Origin of the sequence: Desulfosarcina sp. (assembly GCF_033791525.1) — a bacterium.
Lineage (GTDB): Bacteria > Desulfobacterota > Desulfobacteria > Desulfobacterales > Desulfosarcinaceae > Desulfosarcina.
The window spans coordinates 1-22,357 of sequence record NZ_JASJGN010000339.1 but is presented as its reverse complement, the minus strand read 5'-3'; the positions used below and the strand labels follow the sequence as shown (position 1 = coordinate 22,357).

20 protein-coding genes are annotated in these 22,357 nt (G+C 53.9%); 3 read left to right on the top strand and 17 right to left on the bottom strand.

Annotated elements, in window-relative coordinates; translation table 11 throughout:
- Positions 1-2,570: ATP-binding protein (locus QNK41_RS16815; RefSeq protein ID WP_319259009.1), on the top strand; the 2,570-nt coding region annotated here is incomplete at its 5' end.
- The gene (locus QNK41_RS16810; protein ID WP_319259007.1) at positions 2,567-3,511 is read left to right on the top strand and encodes a homocysteine S-methyltransferase family protein; all 945 of its coding nucleotides are present in this window, start codon (positions 2,567-2,569) and stop codon (positions 3,509-3,511) included. The genes QNK41_RS16815 and QNK41_RS16810, both read left to right, overlap by 4 nt.
- A 151-nt stretch (positions 3,512-3,662) precedes the next feature.
- Here the strand turns inward: QNK41_RS16810 and QNK41_RS16805 are convergent, their stop codons facing one another.
- The 7 genes from QNK41_RS16805 to QNK41_RS16775 form a co-directional block, all read right to left on the bottom strand.
- A complete protein-coding gene (locus tag QNK41_RS16805; RefSeq protein WP_319259005.1) occupies positions 3,663-5,465 on the bottom strand; it encodes an MBL fold metallo-hydrolase in 1,803 nt (600 codons plus the stop codon).
- 514 nt (positions 5,466-5,979) lie between these two features.
- Entirely contained in the window at positions 5,980-6,894 is a 915-nt protein-coding gene (locus QNK41_RS16800; RefSeq protein WP_319259003.1) for a neutral zinc metallopeptidase, read from the bottom strand.
- A gap of 56 nt (positions 6,895-6,950) precedes the next feature.
- On the bottom strand, positions 6,951-7,355 hold the full coding sequence (gene mscL, locus QNK41_RS16795) for a large-conductance mechanosensitive channel protein MscL (protein WP_319259001.1): 405 nt from the start codon (positions 7,353-7,355) through the stop codon (positions 6,951-6,953).
- Positions 7,356-7,706: 351 nt separating this feature from the next.
- A complete protein-coding gene (locus tag QNK41_RS16790) occupies positions 7,707-8,375 on the bottom strand; it encodes a TIGR04283 family arsenosugar biosynthesis glycosyltransferase (protein WP_319258999.1) in 669 nt (222 codons plus the stop codon).
- A 10-nt stretch (positions 8,376-8,385) separates the two neighbouring features.
- Entirely contained in the window at positions 8,386-8,961 is a 576-nt protein-coding gene (locus QNK41_RS16785; protein ID WP_319258997.1) for an SRPBCC family protein, read from the bottom strand.
- Between the two features lie 64 nt (positions 8,962-9,025).
- On the bottom strand, positions 9,026-9,973 hold the full coding sequence (locus QNK41_RS16780) for a DUF547 domain-containing protein (RefSeq protein ID WP_319258995.1): 948 nt from the start codon (positions 9,971-9,973) through the stop codon (positions 9,026-9,028).
- A gap of 7 nt (positions 9,974-9,980) precedes the next feature.
- Positions 9,981-10,559 (bottom strand): class I SAM-dependent methyltransferase, encoded by a 579-nt coding sequence (locus QNK41_RS16775; protein WP_319258993.1) that lies wholly within the window; start codon positions 10,557-10,559, stop codon positions 9,981-9,983.
- A 138-nt stretch (positions 10,560-10,697) separates the two neighbouring features.
- Here QNK41_RS16775 and QNK41_RS16770 point away from each other — a divergent pair, with 138 nt between their 5' ends.
- The gene (locus tag QNK41_RS16770; protein ID WP_319258990.1) at positions 10,698-12,122 is read left to right on the top strand and encodes a hypothetical protein; all 1,425 of its coding nucleotides are present in this window, start codon (positions 10,698-10,700) and stop codon (positions 12,120-12,122) included.
- A 180-nt stretch (positions 12,123-12,302) separates the two neighbouring features.
- Here QNK41_RS16770 and QNK41_RS16765 read toward each other — a convergent pair whose 3' ends face one another.
- The 10 genes from QNK41_RS16765 to QNK41_RS16720 all read right to left on the bottom strand — a co-directional run.
- Complete coding sequence (locus QNK41_RS16765) at positions 12,303-12,641, bottom strand: hypothetical protein (RefSeq protein ID WP_319258988.1); 339 nt, start codon at positions 12,639-12,641, stop codon at positions 12,303-12,305.
- 679 nt (positions 12,642-13,320) lie between these two features.
- Positions 13,321-13,524 (bottom strand): cold shock domain-containing protein, encoded by a 204-nt coding sequence (locus QNK41_RS16760; protein WP_319258986.1) that lies wholly within the window; start codon positions 13,522-13,524, stop codon positions 13,321-13,323.
- 177 nt (positions 13,525-13,701) lie between these two features.
- Positions 13,702-14,688 (bottom strand): peptidylprolyl isomerase, encoded by a 987-nt coding sequence (locus tag QNK41_RS16755; RefSeq protein WP_319258984.1) that lies wholly within the window; start codon positions 14,686-14,688, stop codon positions 13,702-13,704.
- A gap of 186 nt (positions 14,689-14,874) precedes the next feature.
- On the bottom strand, positions 14,875-15,750 hold the full coding sequence (locus tag QNK41_RS16750) for a DUF3108 domain-containing protein (RefSeq protein ID WP_319258982.1): 876 nt from the start codon (positions 15,748-15,750) through the stop codon (positions 14,875-14,877).
- A 224-nt stretch (positions 15,751-15,974) separates the two neighbouring features.
- Positions 15,975-16,946, bottom strand: coding sequence for a nucleoside recognition domain-containing protein (locus QNK41_RS16745; RefSeq protein WP_319258980.1), 972 nt, complete (start codon positions 16,944-16,946; stop codon positions 15,975-15,977).
- Positions 16,947-17,165: 219 nt separating this feature from the next.
- Positions 17,166-17,642, bottom strand: a complete 477-nt coding sequence (locus QNK41_RS16740) for a PilZ domain-containing protein (RefSeq protein WP_319258978.1) — start codon at positions 17,640-17,642, stop codon at positions 17,166-17,168.
- A 4-nt stretch (positions 17,643-17,646) separates the two neighbouring features.
- Entirely contained in the window at positions 17,647-18,084 is a 438-nt protein-coding gene (locus tag QNK41_RS16735) for a SoxR reducing system RseC family protein (protein ID WP_319258976.1), read from the bottom strand.
- 94 nt (positions 18,085-18,178) lie between these two features.
- Positions 18,179-20,233: an RnfABCDGE type electron transport complex subunit B gene (locus tag QNK41_RS16730; protein WP_319258974.1), complete on the bottom strand. Its 2,055-nt coding sequence runs from the start codon at positions 20,231-20,233 to the stop codon at positions 18,179-18,181.
- A gap of 13 nt (positions 20,234-20,246) precedes the next feature.
- Positions 20,247-22,094: an NADH-quinone oxidoreductase subunit NuoF gene (nuoF, locus tag QNK41_RS16725; RefSeq protein ID WP_319258972.1), complete on the bottom strand. Its 1,848-nt coding sequence runs from the start codon at positions 22,092-22,094 to the stop codon at positions 20,247-20,249.
- Between the two features lie 19 nt (positions 22,095-22,113).
- The coding region (locus QNK41_RS16720) for a hypothetical protein (protein ID WP_319258970.1) at positions 22,114-22,357 on the bottom strand (244 nt) is incomplete at its 5' end.

The following is a 22,357-nucleotide window of genomic DNA, read 5'->3' as shown; positions in this document are numbered from 1 at the left end:
CGGAGCCCCAGGAAACTTTCGAGTTAAACGGGGCGAGTCGCGTGACCAGCCGGTTGGATGCATCTGCAGCACATGGATTGACTGCGTATGCCGGGCGACAGGAAGAACTGGCGATCTTGACTGAAGCGGTCAAAAAAACCTTTTCCGGAAAAGGACAAGTGGTAGGGATCAAGGGTGATCCGGGTGCGGGAAAATCAAGGTTGATCTATGAATTAAGACGTTCCATCGGCAAACAACTTCTTTGTTTAGAAGGCAGGTGCGTTCAGTTCGGAAAGCCCATTGCCTTTTTGCCGCTCCGGGATATTTTGCGCACGTACCTCGATAGCAGCGAGGTTGACGACCCTCAATCTGTCACCCAAAAGATCAGGCATCATATAGAACAGCTTGGCTTCGAGGCTGACGACGCCCTGGCCGCTTTTCAGGATCTTCTCGCCCTGCCGGTGGATTCCCGGACCTGGCCGGCCCTGTCTCCCAAAGAAAGAAAGGAAAGAACCTTCGAGACGCTTCGGGAATTTCTGCTTTATGCAAGCCGGAAAGATCCCCTTATGCTTGTTGTGGAGGATCTACACTGGATTGACAACGCCTCTGAAGCGTTCCTGGATTTTCTCATCGAAGCGTTAAACGGCACCGCCATCCTTCTGCTTTTGATATATCGGCCGGAATACCGCCATGACTGGGCCAATCGTCCTGACTTTCGCGAGATCATGCTGGCGCAGCTTCCCCAAGAATCGGGAACTGAAGTGATCGGCTCGATTCTCGGCAATGCCGATGTCGACTCAGCGCTTATCCGCTTTGTGCTTCAACGCACGGACGGCAACCCGCTTTTCATGGAAGAGCTCACCCGAACATTGCTGGAAAACGGATCGATACGAGTGGAATCGGGACGCTACGGGCTGGATAAAACCGCCGACACGACAAAAGTTCCCGAAAACATCCACGGCATCATTGCCGCCCGCATGGACAGCCTGGAAGACGAAGTGAAGCGGGTTGGTCAGTTAGCGGCGGTGATTGGGCGCGATTTCGCTCTTCGGGTACTGCAAAGCATCACCGGGCAGAAGGAAAATTTGGATGCCAGCCTTGAAACCCTTCAGGAGATGGGTTTCATCTATCGAAAAAACCGCTATCCCGAGCTCACATACACGTTCAAACATGCGCTGACCCAGGAGGTGGCCTACAAAAGCCTGTTGCGCCGAAAACGAGCGCGCTATCACGCAGATGTCGCCGGTGCCATTGAACGGCTTTATGCCCAACGGATCGAGGAATCTTACGAAGTCTTGGCCTATCACTATGACCGCAGCCAAGATGCGCAAAAAGCATACGAATACCTGAGATTCTCAGGCGAAAAAGCAATTCGCATTCATTTTTTATGGGAGGCATACGACTACTTCAAGAAAGCCCTGGGGGCGCTGGATCGTTTGTCCCATGGGGACAATCCCCGCCAGCAGGAACTCGAGGTGCTCCATTTGATGGTTATCCCCATCATCGCCCTGGGACTGCCCGAGGATAGCCTGACCTACCTCGACAAGGGCGTCAGGGTTTCAAAGGCGTTGGAAGATCACAGCAGCATGACTCGATTTTACGGTAACATCGGTGTTTATTACATGAATCGCGGCGATTATGATCAGGGGACAGCATACACCCAAAGAGCCTTTGAAACCGCAGAGCGTATCGGCGATGTGGACGCCATGGCGCAAACCGGTCCCGACTTGTGCCAGGACTTCATGAATGCAGGGAACTTCAAGGAAACGATCAAAGTGGCCACACGGATTATCGATGCCGTTGAAAATGCCGGCCGCGAGTCCGACTATTTCGGTGGCGTGACCAATATTTATTCTATTGTAAAGTCCTTTATCGGATATAGCAGGGGGATGCTGGGAGACTTCACCAACGGTCTCATTACCTGCGAGAATGCCCTTGCTTGCGCTGTCGGCTTTGCCGGGCCCGAAACCACAGGGGTTTGCGAAGTTCAGCTGGGCAGCCTGCATTTGCTCAAAGGCAGCCATGGGCTGGCATTTAATTTTATTGGTGACGGTTTCCGTCACCTTGAGGAGGCCAACTTTTATTGGCATCTGCCCTTCTGCCGGAGTATGTTCGGCCTTGCGGAAACCTTTCTTGGCAACCCCCGATCGGGGCTGGTGCATATAGAAAAGGCGTTGGCGGAAAACCGAAAAATCGGAATCGAGTGGCGCAGGTCAGTGCTGCTTTTCAATTTGGGTGTGTGCCGATTCTTCCTGGCAGATTTTCAGCCAGCCATGCAGGCGATGAACCAGGCCCATGTTTTGTCCGTGGAATCCGGTCAGCGGTATGTAGCCGGCAAAGCGCTGACCTGGCTGGGTCGCATTAAATCCAAACTTGACCCGCAGTCGTATAAAGCCTCGTCGGACCTCATATGCCAAGGAATCGAAATTTTACGCGAACTCGAAATCCGGCCAGAACTAGCCCTGGGTCATCTATTCCTGGGAGAGCTTTATTCTCGTTCCGGGAAGAGAGGACTATCCGCTGAACATTTAAGCCGGGCAAAGCAGATGTTTCAGGTCTTAGACATGCAAATCCAAAGGAGTACAGGATGACCCCAGCCTCGTTCCGGATGTTTTATACAAACTCACCCTGTATTCTGGGCGAAGGTGCCATTATAGAACGTCTGCGCAGAAACAGCGACTTCGAACTCGATCCCCATATCGTTAATTCGGCGTTCATATATGACGATCCGAAACGCGAGTCTCTGGCGGCCATCTATCGGCAGTATCTGGACATTGGCCGCCAATTCAACCTGCCACTCATTCTTTCCACCCCTACCTGGCGGGCCAGCCGCGAACGGATCTCGGAGGCCGGGTGCGCGGATAAAGACGTGAATGGCGACAATTTTCGTTTTCTTGATGAGTTACGAAACGAATGCGGGCCATATGCGAAAAAAGTGGCCGTGGGTGGGTTGTTGAGTTGCCGGGGGGATGCCTTCAATCCGGATGAAGCGCTGTCGGCCCCAGAGGCACGAAAGTTTCACGCCTGGCAGGCTGAGAAACTTGCGGAAGCCGGGGTCGATTTCTTGCTGGCAGCCACACTACCCGTGCTTAGCGAAGCAATCGGTTTGTCAGCGGCCCTTTCCAAAACGGGAATGCCTTACATCATCAGTTTTGTTGCACGTCCCCAAGGCACATTGATTGACGGCACACCCCTGAAAGATGCCATCCAGAGTATCGATGCCGCAGTCAGCCCAAAGCCACTTACCTATATCGTCAATTGCACGCATGCCTCAATTTTTAAACAGGCTCTTTTTGATGAAGTCAATTCATCTCCTCTGGTCAGGCAGCGGATCGGCGGATTGCTGGCGAATACGGCCGCACTCAAGCCTGAAGAACTGGATGAGAGTGAAAACCTGGTCACTGAAGCACCTGAAATTTTCGGTCAGTTAGTAGGTGATCTAAAAAATCATCTGGGCATGAAGATATTAGGGGGTTGCTGCGGTACCGACGATCGTCACATTCGGCAATTGGCAAAACGACTTGCTCAATGATGTTGATGAAGGCCCGCCGGGTGGGCACTTCGAGCTTTTGCCAAGGCCATCGAACTTGATAACCTTCCCAGATGTTGACATCAGTATTAAGACTATCCTTGAACCTTGAACCGATGTTTCCATAGGATTCATATTTATCATGGGCCAGGCATCATGGGGGCAGGGTAACGGCCATCTCCCGCTCAACCAGCCTTCCCAAGTCTCGCAGCAACTTAATTTTCACCTCGTCCAAGTCGCGAGGCCTGGTGTCAATCAGGCACAGGGTGCCGGGAGAGGTCCCGTTGGGCAGTGTCAAGGGGTATCCGGCATAAAAGCGGATCCGTGGTTCTCCGACCACCAGCGGGTTATCTGCAAAACGGGGGTCGAGGAGGGTATCGCGAACGACCATGACTTTCGTGTCAAGGATGGTATGGGCGCAGAATGCCTGGTCTCGCGGCGTTTCGGTGGCACTCAACCCGAAGTGGGACTTGAACCACTGGCGGTCCTGGTCGACGAGGGTCACTAAAGCGATGGGAACGTCGAAAGCCGCGGCAGCGATCCGGGTGATTTGTTCATACCGCTCTTCTTTTTTCGTATCAAGGAGTTGCAGCTCTTTAAGCGCCTCGATGCGATGCTCCTCATTCTCCGGAATCGGCGCCCGCCTCCAACGGCACATGCTTCGCATGACCCATGCACGTAACCGTGTACGTACATATTCAGGGGTAAAGGGCTGGATCAGCCAATCCGTTACGCCGGCTTCGGAACCTACATCGGAATCCGCGTTGGCAACGATGATAACCGGCAAGTCGCAAACATGGTCAATATCGATATCCCGTATGGCTCGGCAGGTTTCCATGGCGCTACCTCCCACCCGCCCGTCATCGAGAATCACGAGAGATAATCGTGTCGAGCGGACAATCCCAAGGACGTCCTGCGAAGTCTCGGCCCGCAATATTCGCAGGTTGTCGGCCTCAGCGGCCTGCTGAATCTTCTCAGCCAATGTTTCGTCTGCGATACCGATCAAGACCTGGTGGTCTTGAAGTGCGGGTTCAATCGAGGTGACTGCCGAAAAGCTTTCCGTGTCTTTTTCTGCTTTGGTATCCAACGATGCTTTCAATTCGATCACCATTCCTTCGGCAGCGGCGAAGACATCCATCGGTCTCTCAGCCTGGGGCAGGCCAGTGCGTACGTCCTCACAAAGGGCATCGACACGGTCGTCGCTTCGCAACGGATCGTGGTGCGTCAAAGCCAAACGCCTGACTCCGGCAGTACGGGACATGTCGACCGCACATGCCACCGGTGTATGCCCCCAACCGAACTTGTCCGTATACTCCGTCGTTGTGTATTGGGCATCATGGATCACCAGATCGGCCCCTTGCATGAATTCGATGTGGCGCCGGTCCTGTTCGCTCATGGTGCCGGTGCCCTGGGCGTACTGACGGGAATGCGGCTCATGGTCACAGGCATAAACCACCGAAACCCCGTCGGCTTCCAGCCGATATCCCAGTGTGAGGGCAGGATGGTTCATATACAGTGTTCGAACCTTGATGTCGGCGATCTCGAAGACGCCCTCGACGAGGTCGTGATAGCGGATGGCTGCCCCAAGTTCTTCCAAAGTTATAGGAAAGTAGGTGTACTGCATCTGGCCCGCAAGGGACTCGCGCAGGGACGAACCGAGGCCACGGGGGGCGTAGATGTCCCATTCGTTGCCGGGCACGAAGAGGGGGTCGAAGAACGGTATACCTTGGATGTGGTCCCAATGGGTATGGGTGATGAGGATATGGCCGCGCAGGGGATGGTCGCCGCTTTCCATGAGCGCCTGGCCGAGTCCGTGCGCCCCGGTGCCGCAATCGAGGATTATAATGGTGCCAGAAGCAGAACGAACCTCAACGCACGACGTGTTGCCTCCGAAGCGAACGGTCGATGATCCCGGCTTCGCAATGGATCCTCGTGTACCCCAGAATCGTACTTTCATTTCGGATGGCCCTTCCTGACAAATTCTTAAGCCATGCGCCAATCACACGCCTAACCGCAATCTGTTGACAAGTTGACTATGCTATTTGCCCTCTATCATAATTCCAAGGAATCCAAACCCTATGCCTTAATTTAATGGGTTTTTCCTTGAATGCAACTACAGCGGTAATTGGGTAACCCCATATGAACGTCTGAACCTGCCAGACATCCCGTTCCCGGACAGGCGGACAACAACTATGATTCGGATGAATGCCTCGCGGCAATCAATTCATGCCGGATAGATACGTGGCGCCCGATGCCAATTGAACCGTCCATGCTGCAAGCCGCGGGGAGTATTCTTACGGTAACGGGAGTGCTGCGCAGCAATATATGGATAAGATCGATTTACGGTTCGCTCGCTAACCTCGGCGCAAGTGGTGGGGAATACACTCGGCAGCACGGTTCAATGACTGCGTGGGAACGTCATTCCGATCAATACAATCAGATCTACCCACAGCTCCTTTTGCCCTGCTATCTTAAAAGTTGTTGAATGTGTCACAACTGTCCATGTCGCCACTTGCCAGACCAATTTTAAACCACTTCACCCGTTGTGCAGAACTGCCATGGGTAAATGAGTCCGGGCTGACGTATCCTTGTGACTGTTTCTGTAAAGTGTCATCACCAATGGCGCTGGCAGCAGCCAAACCTTCTTCTACATCACCTGCTTCGAGCAGTTGTCGGGTGTGGTTGGCATGGTGAGCCCATACTCCTGCGAGGCAGTCAGCCTGCAATTCCTGACGAACGGAGAGTTTGTTGCCTTCTGCCTGGCTCAGTTTTTTGCGGGCGGCTTGCACCTTGTCGGATATACCCGCAAGGGTCTGAATATGGTGACCCACTTCGTGGGCGATGACATACGCCTGGGCAAAGTCACCCGGCGCTTTGAAACGATTTTTCAGCTGGTCATAAAAACCCAGGTCGATGTATACTTTTTGATCACCTGGACAATAGAATGGTCCCATGGCTGATTGAGCCATTCCGCAGGCGGATTTTACTGCGTCTCGAAACAGCACAAGGCGTGGCTCCTGATAGGATTTCCCCTTTTGTCGGAACAAGGTGGTCCAGGTTTCTTCGGTATCGGCCAGGATGACTGAAACGAAATCCACCAGCTCTTTTTCTTCCGCGGTTTCCTGAAACGGCACTGCGCGTTCACTGACGGTTGTGTCTTGTTGCAGCCCAAGGCCTCCAAATAAGTTGCCCAGGTTTCCGGTAAATAAACCGTAGGCGCCCACACACACGGCCAGTATCAGGGTACCTTTAAAGCCTAAAAACTTGAATATCACGGGAAGCAGACGCAACATACCACTCCCACCGCTTAAGCCCGCATGTCCGGAGGCTCGCATACTGCGTCGGTCTTCCACATTGCTGCTTTTACGATTGCCACGCCAACGCATGATTAGTCTCCCGTCGACTGAAGTTTTCTTTTTTTGGGGATGGGTCTGAAAAGGGCTTACGTTCGACTCTTCAGCAAATCACGTATTTCCGTGAGCAATACTTCCTGTGCCGAGGGTTCGGGCGGCGCTTGAGGCGCTTCTTCCTCTTGCCGCTTGAGGGAGTTTATCCCTTTGATGGCAATGAAAATTGCAAATGCAATGATGGTGAAATCGACCGCTGTTTGAATGAACTTACCATATCCAATTACGACAGCGGGCATATCTCCAGCCGCCTCTTTAATCGTCAATGCTAAGTTGGAGAAATCGATTCCCCCCACCATCAAACCGATTGGAGGCATAATCACATCGGCAACAAAGGACGAAACGATTTTACCAAATGCCGCACCAATAATGATGCCAACTGCCATATCGATAACATTCCCTTTGACGGCAAATTCCTTAAACTCTTTCATCATACCCATGATAAATCCCTCCTGTATTAAAATGTGAAATGCGTTGAAGCCCTTTTACTCTTTTTACATGATACAAATTCTCTTTGGTCTTTGATAGTTATCTAAAGCCGTGCCGGCCCCGGTGAGGGATCGCCCCTTTAGGGCGCCATCTGCCTACACTCGCGTTTACAGGCCTTGCTTCGAAATGGTGCTGTGATGGTACCGCCCCATGGCCGACGGGCTGGAAGCGAAATGGCGGACAACTCAGGTGATGATACGGATCAAATTATAATAATTGTGTTAACCGGATAGAAAGCAAGTCGCGGGACAATAGAGATTGAGTACATCACGTGGATGGACCCTGTCAACATCTCCATCTATCTAGCTATAGAAGCGTTTAAGTCTGACTGGAGAAACACCCGCGTGGTAAAGAAGCACCATACCAGTGTTCAACAGCTGTTGACGGACAATACCATTAGAAAGAAAACGACGGGCCGACGTCACGACACATTGGTTGAGTTTGACAAAGCGGCCGATTTTTCGCAGGCGGTTTTGAATTTCCACATCTTCCATCAGTGGAACCTCGGCATATCCGCCGAGGGACTCAAATGTATGCCGGGCCATGAATAACCCCTGGTCGCCATAGGTAAAAAGGATATGGTTGATTCGGCTCAAACGGGCGAATAGCTTCAGAAGAAGATCATGGTGGTCGAAACGCAGCGAAAAGGAGCCGGCCACAACGTCGACCTGCCCCATCATTGTTTTAATCATGCGCAGTCCTTCTGGAGGCAGCCATGTATCGGCATGCAGAAAAAGCAGGATATCCCCCTCAGCGGCCCTGGCTCCCCGATTCATCTGCCGCCCTCGGCCTTTTTGAGGTTCGTGAATCAGTTTTACTCCCGGAAAGCCACGGACGACTGCTGCCGTGTTGTCCCGGCTGCCACCGTCAACCACCACAATTTCATGCGGTTCGGGTGGACCCAAGAACTGCTTCAGAAACCGTCCTATTGTTTTTTCTTCGTTAACGACCGGAACAATTACAGAAATCATTTTTCCTCGCCTAATGCCGCTGCCCGGGAAGGCTGTCAAGAACTTTGGTTCGAATCGCTGTCAGCACGGCGGGCAGGTCTCTTTTCAGTGAATTCCGGACGATCCATTGCGGCACCCAAAATCCAGGATCCAAAAAAACACGGTAACGTACCAGGGTTTGACCACTATTGGGCATGGGGGTCAAACGCCAACTGCCTCTCATGTCGCGCAGGTCTCCTTCAATCCGGGCAAAATTGATTTGTCTGTTTTGCTGGTAACGCGCCCGAAACACATAAGACAGCTTGGGAAAGAGCCACATCCACTTCACATCATGGCGGATAATTTCCCAGTTCTCACCCGATGCCAGGACCTGGCAGTCTTTAACGCCGGGCACAAAGGTAGGGATTTCGCTGCAGTTGACCATAATCTGCCAGATACGCTCGGCCGATGCATCGATCAAAATGGTCGCTTCCACGGTTCCCTTGGGCGATCCCTCAGCATGGCTTACGGCGACCAGAACGTCACCATTTTCAAGCTGAAGCAATTGGGCACCGGTTAGATCGGATGAAGCCAGAACAAGGCCGGCCATCACCTGCAAGCTGATCACAACAACTGCCAAGCAGAAAATTAACAGCTGCCTGTTGAACGGAAAGCGGCCTTTGGGATGGCGATCAACCATCGGTATCGGGGCTTTCAGGCAGTGACCGGGTGGTCTGTATTTGTTCATTCAAGCGCCAGTCATAGGCCAGATAGGACAGTCGGATATCCTGGTCCGCTGCCAATGCCTGTGCGAAGGACTCGTTTCGAAGGTAAATGCGGATAAAATCCAATACTGGATCGCTCGTTGTGTGTGGTTGGTTCGAAGATCCAATGCTTATCGTCGTTGGGTTGAAATCTTCTTTGAACCACTTGAAGATCTTGGAAACATACAGCCGTTTCTGGTCCGCATCCCAGCGAGCCCCCCTGGTCGTATCATTGACAAACTGAATGGCCTGCTCATGAAGCTGGCGCTCGAGAACATCGAAACGATAGGCTTCCGGTCTCAGGACCGGGCAACTGATAGAGGCACACACAATAGCGAAATGTATTCTGGCATCAATAAACCCTTTCCTTAATATGTCGTGCTCGATTTGACCTAGCGTCAGATTGTATCCGCCGGCATTGAATGTCAGGCGGCTCCATATTCCGGAAATCTGAAGGATGCTGTTCCGGGGGAAAAAGATGCCGACGAGGCTGCGACCTCTTATCGGGTACCTTTCGATGATAGCCTGAATGGTGAATGCGTTGTAAGCATTGATCCAGTATGCCATTTGCTGTTCCCGGGACCACTTGTTAACAGTTGGTGAGCTTACCGCCCCCAATGAAGTCACATAGCGGTAAAATGCATCCGATTCTGACAGTATGCCTCGATAATTCACCAACCCGTTCTTGACGTATTTTTTCAGCAGATGATCAAGTTCCCCATGAGAATGATCGAATGCGCGGGCTGTCTCAAATGGTTTCGGATTCGTTGAAGCAGATGGTAACGACGGTTTCGTCGCAGAACAGGATGCAATCAGAAAGGGAAAGCACCCCGTCAGAATCATCGCTGCGTTCAGTTTTAAGGATGAACGTTTCATTTTCGCTTTACCGTCTTAAAATCAATACCCTGAAAGTGAAAAAATAGCCTCTTTCAAAATAGAGCCGGTAACGTTCAGGGTCAAATAAAGCCGATATTTCACGCGACGTAAGAAATGAACTGTGCAGCCCGACTGCTTTTTCAGCCATGCTGACCAATTTTATAAAATGCCTCTGGACGTCCTGTTCTTCAATGAGTATGCGTCCACATGGTTTTAGAACGCGCAACATCTCATCGGCTATGCGACGGGGTTCCAAGAAATGATGCAGGGCATCGACGACCAGGATACGATCAACGGATTCAGAGGGAAAAGGCAGTGCAGCGGCGTCTGCCTGCAGCGGCAGCAGGCCTTTTTTGCGTTTGGCCTGGTTCAGCATCGAACGATTGACATCGCACACCACCACATTCGACTCCGGAGCGGCCAGATATTGCGATACGCGCCCGGTTCCGCCACCCAGGTCAAGCAGGCAGCCTTTTGGAGGCAGATTCAACAGGGCTTTTATCCGGTCCACTTCCGGCCTGCGAATCAGATAATCATAGATCGGTGACAGCCAGTGAAAAAAGCGGTCTCGTTGATTCAACATCATGGCATTTTATGCTACCATTTCAATTTTAGAAATGAATGGGACGGTGTTGGTATTAAAAAGCATCGCCCTTAACAGCAAAGCGCTTTCTTAAAACGACGGCTCAACCATCTCGACAATTTTATTTAATCACGGTACCTGATGCCTGACAAACCCCATATAAAAAAAGCATTGTTCGCTTGTGTCGTCCTTTGCCTGTTTGCCCTCCTGCTGAGCACTCTTCCTGAAATCTGGTTCAGCAATCACTTGAAAAAAAACTGGAATGTGGAGGAAGGCTCCCCCGCCGGCACAAAAAACGGCCGCAGGTATCGGCTTTGCCTTGTCTTTGCCCTAGACGGTGTGCCTTACACGATGGTCAGGGATCTCCAGAAAGAGGGTTATTTCAATGGGTTCTACCCACCAGGCAGGCTTGTGAGCACCTTTCCCTCGTTGACCCGACCGGCATTTTCAAAGGTGCTGATCGGAGGAAAACCATTTGGGTATGAACGACTCTATTACAATTTCGACGTCAATCAACTGGAAGGCGCAACGCTGATTGGAAAAGCGTTGTCCACGCAGAAAGAACATGCTGACTATCACCCCAAGCTGCACTTTCTCGGCTTTCCCGGTTATATTGCCTATGTGTTTCCGGACAGGTTCACCCAAACCGCCCTGGACGCCTTTAAAACCCGATTGAAACATTTCAAGGGAGATGAATTCATTGCCTACATGGGCATTTCTGATGCCATTGCGCATGTGGAAGGCCAAGCGGCACTGATTGAATTTCTAAAAAAAGTCAGTGACCTGCTGGACACGGTGAGAAATGACATCGGTATTTTGCTGGATGTCGTGCTGTTTTCCGACCATGCCAACAATTTCACCAAAAACCGTCGGGTGGACCTTTCAACTCCGCTGGTTGAAGCTGGATTCAAGGATGTAAACCAACTCGAGGCGAAAAAAGATTTTGTGCTGCCGGAAAACGGCTTTGTCAGTTTTGCCGCCATCTATTCGGCCGATGAAAATGCGCCGGCCATCGCCGGGGTTTTATCAACAATTGAAGGGGTTGATTTTTCGGTATACCGCTCGGGGTTTTCCCTACTGGTGCAGGGCGCAACCGGTACCGCCCGCATTTCTAAACGACAAGACCGCTTTATGTACAGCCGGATTGATGGCGACCCCCTTGATCTTAAAGACACAATCCAGCGTTTCAAACTTCTCGGAAAAATCGACATCCATGGTTTTGTCCATGAAAAAGAGTGGTGGATGGCCACAAAAGAACACCTGTACCCGGACCCGTTGAGGCGACTCTGGGAAGGAATGCATGATCTGGTAAAACACCCCGGAACCGTTTTGGTCAGCCTGAAGGACGGCTATGCATTTGGTCCGCCTATTTTTGATCAGCCGATAATCAATTCACGCGCGGGAACCCACGGAGCGCTGCTGGCATCCCATTCCTATGGGTTTCTGATGACCGATTTCATGCAGGTGAATGTTGCAAGCCGTCCGGCAGAGGTAGCCCGCCTGCTGGGAAGGGCTGCGGAAGCCAAAAAAACGGGAAAAAAACTGTTGGGGTTGGACGCCAGATAAATATCGGGAAACCGGTTGACCATGGTGAAGGTCCTCCATTATCAATTGTCCATACAACCGTGGCTTTCCAGCCGACTCAGAGGCTAGACTGGGGAGGCGCGAGATATCGCAGAAAGATGCCACTCTTTAATACGAGCGGGAGGCGAATTGACTCGAATCTGGAAGTAAACGAATCGGGTATTATACAGATAACAAATCAAGGTCGTCAAAAAGCAGTTCCACCGAACCATCTTCGGAAGAATCGTATAGCGCCATGACTGATTCGGCAATTTTGGTAGCATTGGGTTCAATGGGGAATATATTGTGAGTCCGGAGTATGGACAGCAAGGCGGTCATTCCTTTGGAGATTGAATTCACGACAATCTCACTTTCATAGGTCTCTTCGCAGAGCAATGTAAAACTCCCCCTATTCAGCATGGGAGACGCCGCTTTTTTAAGATCTTTATCGATGATGGCATATTCCTTGATGTTGAGCTCTTTTTTACTACGGTCGCGGAATATCATATATTTTTGACGCATCACGTTTCTCCTTTTCATCCGGTTTCTATATTGACGGTTCCCCGTCTTCATCTACCGACTCAATGGACGTTTGGTCTGGCTGCACAGTATTTTTTTCCAGTCTGCTCTGTTTTTTTTCTGCCTTCTTTTTTTTCCTGGCCAATTCTTTTTGACGTTTTTTAAACTTATAATTCGATCTTGCCAAATTGTCACCTCCTTGGCGGTTGTATGGGCATAAAAAAAAATGAAGGGCACCCCTCACTTTGAAAGGAATACCCCCTTTACTCAGAACATAGGGTCAGATCACAGTGACATTTTCAGCGGCAAGGACTTGCTTTCTTCGCTCTATAACAAAGGAAACGCGATCGCCTTCCTCGAGGAATTTGAAATTTCAGCTGCATTGTTTGAGTTGCACAATAACCTTTATGCGAACATAAATCAATCTAAATATTTGTTTTTTTTGACAATTTTGTATTTATTGCATTTAAGCGTGAAAAATATAGGTGTTACGCGGATAAACCGCAGATATCAGGCAAATTGGCCATTGGTGGATCGACACTAAATAGCGGCATCCAATCATCCAGGAGCGAATGGGCGACTGACTACCTGCAGGACGGTGGGAAAGGAATGGTGCTGCAAGCAAACGGGGCACCCAGCCATTTCTGGCAGAATGCCCCGTTTGTGAATCCATACGAGTTTCTCAGGTTGCTCTTTTTACATTCTTGGCTTCAGGTCCGCGGTCACTCTCCTCCACCTCGAAAATAACCATGTCCCCCTCGGACAGCGTCTTGAATCCCGTCATGTCGATAGCGGAAAAGTGGACAAAGACGTCCTGACCGTCTTCTTCATTGATGAAGCCATACCCCTTTTTGTCATTGAACCATTTTACTGTTCCGTTTGCCAAAACACTGACCTCCTCTTCCCAATAGTTCCCCTCCAAAATGTCCCTTTGCCTTTGCAGACGATACTCCGGCACATGGAAGACTGCCGCTCAGAAGATGTCAGATCAGGGGGTGCATTGGCCAAACTATCATCCAAAAAAATCTTTAGCCAAAGGAATACTCATTGTCAAGAAAAATTACTATAGGGGAAATCGTTTAATATCCGCATTTTCCTTGATTTTTTCAAGGTAGGCATCGATCTTTTTCCCCTCCTGCTCCTGGCGGAGCCGGGCGGAAATGGCCTCCTTTACCTCGTTGTAGGCCATGGTCTGCTCAGCCTGCCGCTCGGTCACCCGGATCAGGTGATATCCGAAACGGGTCTGCACCACATCGCTCGTCTGGCCTGGCTGAAGGGCGAAGGCGGCTTCGGAAAAGGGTGGAACCATCTGCTCCCGGCTAAAAAAACCGAGGTCGCCCCCCTTGGTCTTGCTGGGGCCGTCTGAGTTCTCCTGGGCCAGGGTGGCAAAGTTCTCACCATTGTTGAGACGCAGCTTCAGGGCCTGAATGGCAGCCTGCGCGGCAGCCTGCTTGGCCTCATCGGCGTTTGCCGGAACTTGAATCAGAATGTGCGAGGCCTTAACCTGCTCCGGCTTGCGGAACAGGTTTGGGTTGTCGTCATAATATACGCGGACCTGCTGGTCGGACACGGATATCTTCTGGAGCACCGTTTTGTCGATGAGTGTTTTAATGGTCAGTCCGCTCTTTATCTGGCTTTTCAGCATCTCCTCGGTAAATCCCATTTCCGTCAATGCATTCTGATAAGCCTTCTCATCCTTAAATGCCGCCTTGAATTCATCCAGGGCTTTTACCACGGCGCTGTCTTTGACATCGATCCCCGCCGATTTGGCCTGCTGAAGCAGCAGCGTGCGGTTGATCAGGGTATCACGGATCTCACCCTCGTAGCGTTTGAGCTGCTCGGCATTCACAGGCCTCCCCTGGCGGGCCAGCTTCAGGGAAACCAGTTTCATCTCACGGTCCAGATCCGGACGCAGCAAAATGGTATCATTAACCTGGGCAATCTGTCCGGCAGGTGCTTCCGCGGCGATGATAGTTGCCGGCGCAAACAGAAGGATGGTCATCATGGCTGCAACAGCGGTGAAACGTGTCTTGGGGTGGATAACGGTCATCGATTTCTCCTTGATGGGTTGCAGGGCGATAGCACCCCAGAAATTGGCCGATCAGAAAGACCCTGATGTCGGCCAGTATGCGTTTATGGTGAAAAACAATGGACATGCAACAGGTATGCTGAGGCAAGCCGTAATTCGTGAAGTGGCCGCTTTCGAAACAGCCACCGTCGATAATCGTCGGCCATGTCATTCTCCTGAATGGTTCCCCGGAGGCAGCGTCCCGCTTCCCGTCACGCTCACCAGTTCACCGGAAAAACTGCCCACGATCACTTTGCTCTTTAATTTCACCGGCAGGCGCCGGTAGTCCGCTGACACCCAAAGCTGAATTTTCGCGTCCGGGCTCTTCTCGAAGACACCGCCCACATGCGCCAGGTCCGGCTCGATGAGAAAGGTGTCGAATGTGCCTGCCGGCACCGTCACTGTCTCCCGCCGGACCACATCGGCTACCCCCATTACATGCTTTTTCCCGTCGGTCACCGCTCTTTGTATGCGGCCACCGACGACCAGGTTCGCCGACCGGGACCAGTAAAAAATGGACAGGGGATCAAAGGTACCGGCAGAAATGGGAATTGGTTCCCGAACCTCGCCGTGGTTGGTATATTGGACGGTCATATCCTCCCAATCGAAGGAAACGGTGATGTCCCGGCGGGTGCTGCCTTCATGCTGTTTTTTTCGGTACAACAGCGACTGCCGCATGGCACTGTCCGCCCAGGCATCGATGCGGTCCCGAACCATGTAGAAGGCGTCCACGAAGGCATTTGACCGGGCTGTCAGGACAAAGTGGTGGGCATCGATCCCTGCCATGTGCTCCTGGGGCAGCACTTCCAGCACCGCCTCCCCTGCCGGAATGATGGTCCATTTGAGTACGAAGGTCAATTGTTCACCCGGCCGGAAAGCCCGAGTGGGAAAAGGTGTATCGGCGGCCCAGGCCGTACCGGCAATTAGCAGCCAGACGGCGGTCCACACTGCGGCAGCCCAGCGGGTACCAGAGAGACGCCCGGCATCCCTGATCAATCCCCGGTCTATTGGTCGATGAGATCTGGCTTTTTTCAGCTGCATCATGACTTTCGTGTATTGCCAAGGGTGTTGAAAATGTCTATTGGCCCAATCTCTGCGTTGGGTCCTCGATTCATGTCCTCGACATACGCCAGTATGCACCCCAAGGGCACTTCTTTCAGGGCGCCTGCGGGTTGAAACGCGAACCCGCCTTGATCGTGAACCAAGCTCCTATTTTTAGATGGCTTCTAATCATCTGCGTGCAGTCCCGTTTCCGGCATGAACGGTCCTCAGCTACCGTCAAGAGGCACGGTGACCCCGGCAATGGGCTGGCGACTATTTTTCATCCACAACCACAGCCGGTATGCCTGGGTGAAGGCCACCGCGGTAACCAGCCTGGGAATCCACAGCCAGAAGGGGTGAACACCCAGGGGCAGAAACAGTGACGGGTCTTCCACCATGGCGTGATTAATACCGATGGAGACGTGCAGGGTTTTCAATTGATCCGGAGAAAGACGGCGTTCCCGGGTCTCCGCAACGATCACGGCACCGCCGTAGGTGATACCGAATACTACAGCCGTCAGCCACAGCACACCCACCTGGCGATCCAAGCCCAACAGGCCCAGAATGGGTTCGATGATCCGCACCACCCTGTCGATAAGGCGGTAACGCTTCAGGATCTCCATGAATATCATCAGGGCCGTGATGATGAGCAGAATCTTCATGCTCAGCCATGCCATGGCCGCGGCCCACCCTCGCATCGCCGGCCAAAACATCGTCCGGACCGAAGCCAATGGGTCCCCTGCCGCCTTCTGAGCCGATTCTGGCCCCACCATCCAACCCAGCACAAAGACGGTCAGCACGGCAGCCGCCAGCCGAACGGCAGTGGCCATCCATGCGGGGCATCCGGACTGGCGCTGCACCAGCCCTTCCTGGATCAGGCTGTGGGCGATAAGCAGAAACACCGCCATCAGCGTCATCTGGTCGACGGTAAAGGGCAGCACGGACATGGCGGCAATGGCGCCGTATATACCGGTCAGTAGGCCGGCCAGCAGCGGCAGGGCGGCCATGGCCGGCAGATGGATCGCTCCCATCAGCGGCTCCAGCCAGCTGTCCATTTGGCCAAGCCAGCCGGAATAATCCAACAGAAAGGTAACAAAGGATACCGGCAGGATGATCTTGCTCATCCAGAGAAAACCCTGCCACCCTTTAGCGGCTCCGCGTTCAAAGCTGATTTTAATCGGATGAGTGAGGGGCTCCACGGTTGTGTTCCTGTTCACTGAATGTTTCAGGCTAATTTGATGGTGAAGAGGACCCTATATCACAGTTTTTTGGGCAGGGCACGAATTGATATGCATGGTGGGTTTCACTTATAAGAAACAGCAGATTACATCCCGACTGGCCGATAGCATCACGGTTGTCAGGTGTCGAGCGTTCACGTCTTTGGAAAATGGCCGATCGGCATCCACATAAAAAACCGGTCAACGCATCAGGTAGAATCCCAGGGCGGGGTCGTCCGGCTCGTTGGGGTGAAAGGAAGCCCCCACGTAAAGACCGCTGACGTTGCGGACGATGACACGCTTCTCCATGGGCGTCCGTTTGTGATCGTCCAAGCGAAATTCCACCAGCAGTTTGGCGCCGACGGGAAAGGTGCGGGGCACGTTCATTTTCAATTTCAAGCCGGTGGTGGAGAGATCCACCACCTTGGCCAGACCGGTGTCCTCGGGCCCGTTTTTTCCCAGAAGGGTGAATCTTCCTGGCAAGTCGGCACCTTTACGGTATTGCTTGCGCTTTTCCAGTCGACAGCGGAAATGATGGCCGCAGGCACAGGTGCAATTGACCGAAATTTTCTTGTCAGACACGGCATATTGGCTTACATCCACGGTTTTGGCATGACCGCATTGGGGACATCGGAAGGTGGCGGTGTTGTTCTTGGATATGAAAACGGTCTGATCCATAGCGTTACCATTCTGTTTGAGGCAGCACCATTGCGTCCGTCGACGGCGATTGGTGCCCCCTGACCTTGATGATTTCAGGTTTGTAGCTAGCATTGGTGGAGAGGCGCCGACCCGTGATGCGGATGACGATGAAGGCCAGGCCGAAAAACAGGAAACCGAACAGGGCGGAAAGCCCGGATGGGTCGCTGCCCCGCATGACGGCCACCGTTTGTCCGAGCACCGCACCGGCAATCATGGCCAGGATCGGGAAGACATAAAGCAGGAAGGTGGCTTTTAACAGGGAGGCCGTTTTAATGTTCAAAACGATCCGATCACCCACCCGGGCATCGGCCGTGTTGATCGCCTCCACCTCCATCTCTTTGCCACCGCCGTCACTATGGCAGGCGTCTTTGGATGAACAGGACGCACAGGCACTGGAACGCGTGGTTTTTACCCATGCCATCCCTGCGCCTGAACTTCCCATTTTGAATACAACACCTTCTTCAGTAGCCATTGGCGTTTCTCAGCATATCCTTCGTGTCGGTCCGTGCGGGTAATCAGGCGTTGACGGCGTCCCTGATCTTCTCCGGCGGCCGTTGATTTTCCGCATTCCTATAGCAGATAAGGCCGCAATTGAGGCACCGGGAAGCCTCTGTCTGTGCTGCCGTCGTATCGAAGCCCTTCTCCAACTCAGCCAGCTGTGCCAGGTCCCGGCTGTCGGCCAGGGGCATGATTCGCCGCTGGCTGGCCGCCACCGCTTCCACGTGATCCACATTCTGGATGGCCGCATCGGGCTTAAGGACGTTTTCCGGCAAATCCAATGGAATGTCGTAGATGAGTTTATGGATGGCCGAAGCAGCGCGGCGACCGGCGCCGATGGCCTTGATGGCGCCACTGAAATCGGTCAGGGCGTCGCCCTTGCCAAACAAACCTGCCTCGCCGGCGTGTTCTGGCTGTTTGTATGGGGGAATTGCCGACCAGGCTCCCGGACGGCTTTCAGCATCATGGCCATCGCTGGGCCGGGTAAAGATCAACTCGGGGAATCTTCCCGATGAGAAGACCAGCGTATTGGCTTCAAGCAGTCGTGTTTCACCGGTATCCACATTCAACACGTCTAGTCCGGTGAGTGACTCGCTGTCACCGAACAGGCGGCTGACGCTGGCACGTGAAATCACGTTGGCCCCGGCTTCGGTCAGCGCCGAAACGGTGGTCTTGTCGGGGCTGTCCCTGAAAATGAAGGTAACGGTGTCGGCACCCAGGGACCGGGCTTTGGCCAGGGCCTCGCCGGCCAACCCCTCACCGCCGGCAATCACCGTGTGACTCCCGCAGGATACCGTCCCATGTCCCTTTTTGCCTGAACGCAGCAGGTCCAGCAGCAGGCAGCCACCGGGCAGCGGGACGTCCACCGTTTTCTCGGCACCCCGGGCCAGCCGACTGTCCCACCCGCCCGAGGCGAGAAAAACCGCCTCGTAGCCGTCATCCAGAAGACTGGCCACGGTCACGTCGCGACCCAGCATCTGGCCGGTTTTGGCGTCCACGCCCATCTCGAGGATCCCGTCGATATCCCACTTGAGGATCGTTTCGGGAAGACGGCACTTGGCGATGGCGGTATTGAGCAAGCCGCCCAGGCGGTCAGTACCTTCGAACACCGTGGCCCCATGGCCCAATCGGGCCGCAAAAAAAGCCGTGGAGAGGCCCTGGACACCGCCGCCGACCACGGCGATGCGACGGCCGCTATCCGGCGCCTTGAATGGTTGGATGCGCTCGTTCTGGGTGCGTTCATAGTCAGCGGAAAACCGCTTCAGGAAATTGATCGCCACCGGCTCGTCCACATATTTGCGCCGGCAGTCGTTTTCACAGGGTCGGGGACAGATTCTGCCGATCACCGTGGGAAAGGGGTTGCGCTCCTTGATGGTTTGTACCGATCCGTGGTAGTCACCTTCGGCGATCTGCTGGATGTAACGGCTGATGTTGATCCCCGCCGGGCAGGAACGCTGGCAGGGTGTCGTGCAGTCTTCGGACGTATACTCCTTGAGGATTCTCCGGGTGACCGACGACAAGGTGATGATGTGCTTGGGACAGATCCGCTCGCAGGTACCGCAGCCGGTGCATTTAATCTCGTCCACCACGGGTAGCCCCTGCGGTCCCATAACGATCGCGTCGAAGGGACAGGCGGCGGCACAGGTGCCCAGGCCAAGGCAGCCGATGTTGCACACCTTCATGCCCCCGGAGAGCAGGGCGACGGCCCGGCAGTCGTTCATGCCGTCATAGCTGTATTTGACGTCCGCCTCGGCCACGCCGTAGGTGCACCCGGGCAGGGCGATATCCGGCTCCTTGGCCTCAACGCTGACGCCGAGGATAGCGGCAATGGCCAAGGCCACGTCCTCGCCGGCAGCCACGCAGGAGTTGGGTGCGGCTTTGCCCGCCACGATGGCTTCCGCATTGGCGCTGCATCCGGGCAGGCCGCAGCCGCCGCAGTTGGCTCCGGGCAGTGCCTCATCGACGGATACGATTTTGGGGTCCACATAAACGTAAAAGACCTTGGAGGCCAGCGCCAGGCCGAGGCCCACCACCAGTCCCAGTCCGCCCATGAGTATAATGGCTATAGTCATCTCAACGCTCCTGTTAAAAAATGGCGTCGAACCTGCACTTGTCGTAGCAGGTCAAACACTTGATACATTTCTCCTTGTCGATGCGGGCCACTTCCTTCTTTTTCCAGACGATGGCATCAGTCGGACAGGCCCTGAAGCACATGCCACAGCGGGTGCAGGCATCCGGTTCCACTTCGAACCGGAGAAGCGCCACGCAGCGCTTGGCCGGGCATCGCTGATCGTAAATGTGAGCCTCGAACTCATCCCTGAAGTAGCGCAGGGCGGAGAGCACCGGGTTGGGGCCCGTCTGGCCCAAGCCACACAGGGCGGTCTCTCGGATGGTCTGTGACAGCTCGACCAGGACGTCGAGATCGATAGGCTCTCCGCGACCCTCGCAGATCTTTTCCAGAATCTGGAGCTGGCGGCGGGTGCCCTCCCGGCAGGGGGTGCATTTGCCGCAGGACTCGTCTTGAATGAACTCCATGAAAAAGCGGGCCATATCCACCATGCAGGTCTTTTCGTCCATGACGATGGCACCGCCGGAGCCCATGATGGCACCCACCTTGGCAATGGCCTCATAGTCCACCGGCGTGTCCAGGTAGGCTTCAGGAATGCACCCGCCCGACGGACCGCCCAGCTGAACCGCCTTGAATTTACGTTTGTTGGGAATGCCACCGCCGATGTCGTAGATGATAGTACGCAGGGGCGTACCCATAGGGACTTCCACCAGGCCGATGTTGTTCACATCGCCGGACAGGGCGAACACCTTGGTGCCCTTGCTGGTCTCGGTGCCCACACTGGCATACCAGGCGCCGCCGTTGACCATGATCTGAGCCACGTTGGCCAAGGTTTCCACGTTGTTGAGGATGGTGGGCTTTTCCCACAGGCCCTTGTGGGCCGGAAAGGGAGGACGTGGACGCGGCATGCCCCGTTTGCCCTCGATGGAGCGCATCAGGGCAGTCTCTTCGCCGCAGACAAAGGCGCCCGCACCCTGGTAGATCTCGATATCAAAGGAGAGTTCCGATCCCAGGATGTTGTCACCCAAAAGCCCGTATTCCTTGGCATGATCGATGGCCATGCCCAGCCGCTTGATGGCCAGGGGGTATTCGGTACGCGCGTAGATGTATCCTTTGTGCGCATCGATGGCCTTGGCGGCGATAATCATGCCTTCCAGCACCGCGTGGGGGTCCGCCTCCAGGATGCTGCGGTCCATAAAGGCACCGGGGTCGCCCTCGTCTGCGTTGCACAGCACATATTTAACCGCATCGACGCTCTTGCTGGCAAAATCCCATTTCACACCCGTGGGGAACCCGGCCCCGCCGCGTCCCCGCATGCCGGAAATCTTCATCTCTTCGATGATCTGTTGCGGGGTCATGTCGAACAGCGCCTTGGCCACACCGATATACCCGTCCCGGCCGATGTACTCATCGATGGACTCGGGGTTGATCAGCCCCTTGTTGCGAAGGGCCCGGGGCATCTGGTGGGCAAAGAAGGGAATCTTGGTCTGGGCGGCGATTTTGGCCTTGGAGACCGGGTCCTTGTAGAGTAGCCGCTCCACCGGCTTGCCGTTGATCAGGTGGGATTCCACCAACTCGGGCATATCCTCCACGCTGAGCTTCTGGTAGAAGATGTCGCCGGGGTGAACCACCAAAAGCGGTCCCATGGCGCAAAAGCCGTTGCATCCGGTCTCGATCACCTGGACCGTTTCGCCCAAACCCTTTTCCTCGATGGCCGCCAGCAGGGCATCCTTGACCCGGATGGAGCCGGTGGCATGACAGCCGGTGCCGCCGCAGATCAGCAGGTAGGTCTTGTCCCTGAATGCCAGCCGCTCCTTGTGCGCCCGTCGGATGCCATCCAGGTCCTGAGTGTTCAGTTTCGCCATATTTCGTCTCCAGCAGGTTTTACCAGGAACCGTCCAGCCCCCTGATGCCATTCATGTAAAGTCGGCCGCAGGCCACAAACAACGAATATTCGGTGATCATCAACGGGATTTCGAAAGATTTGGCCATCTCCACGAATGCCGCAGGGGGGGTTTTACCCCTGACGATGACAATGGCCCCGACACCGACGATTTTTGCCGTTCGCATAACATGATCTGTGGTGACCCCCGTCAACAGGACACAACCCTTGGCCGCAGCAGCCAGC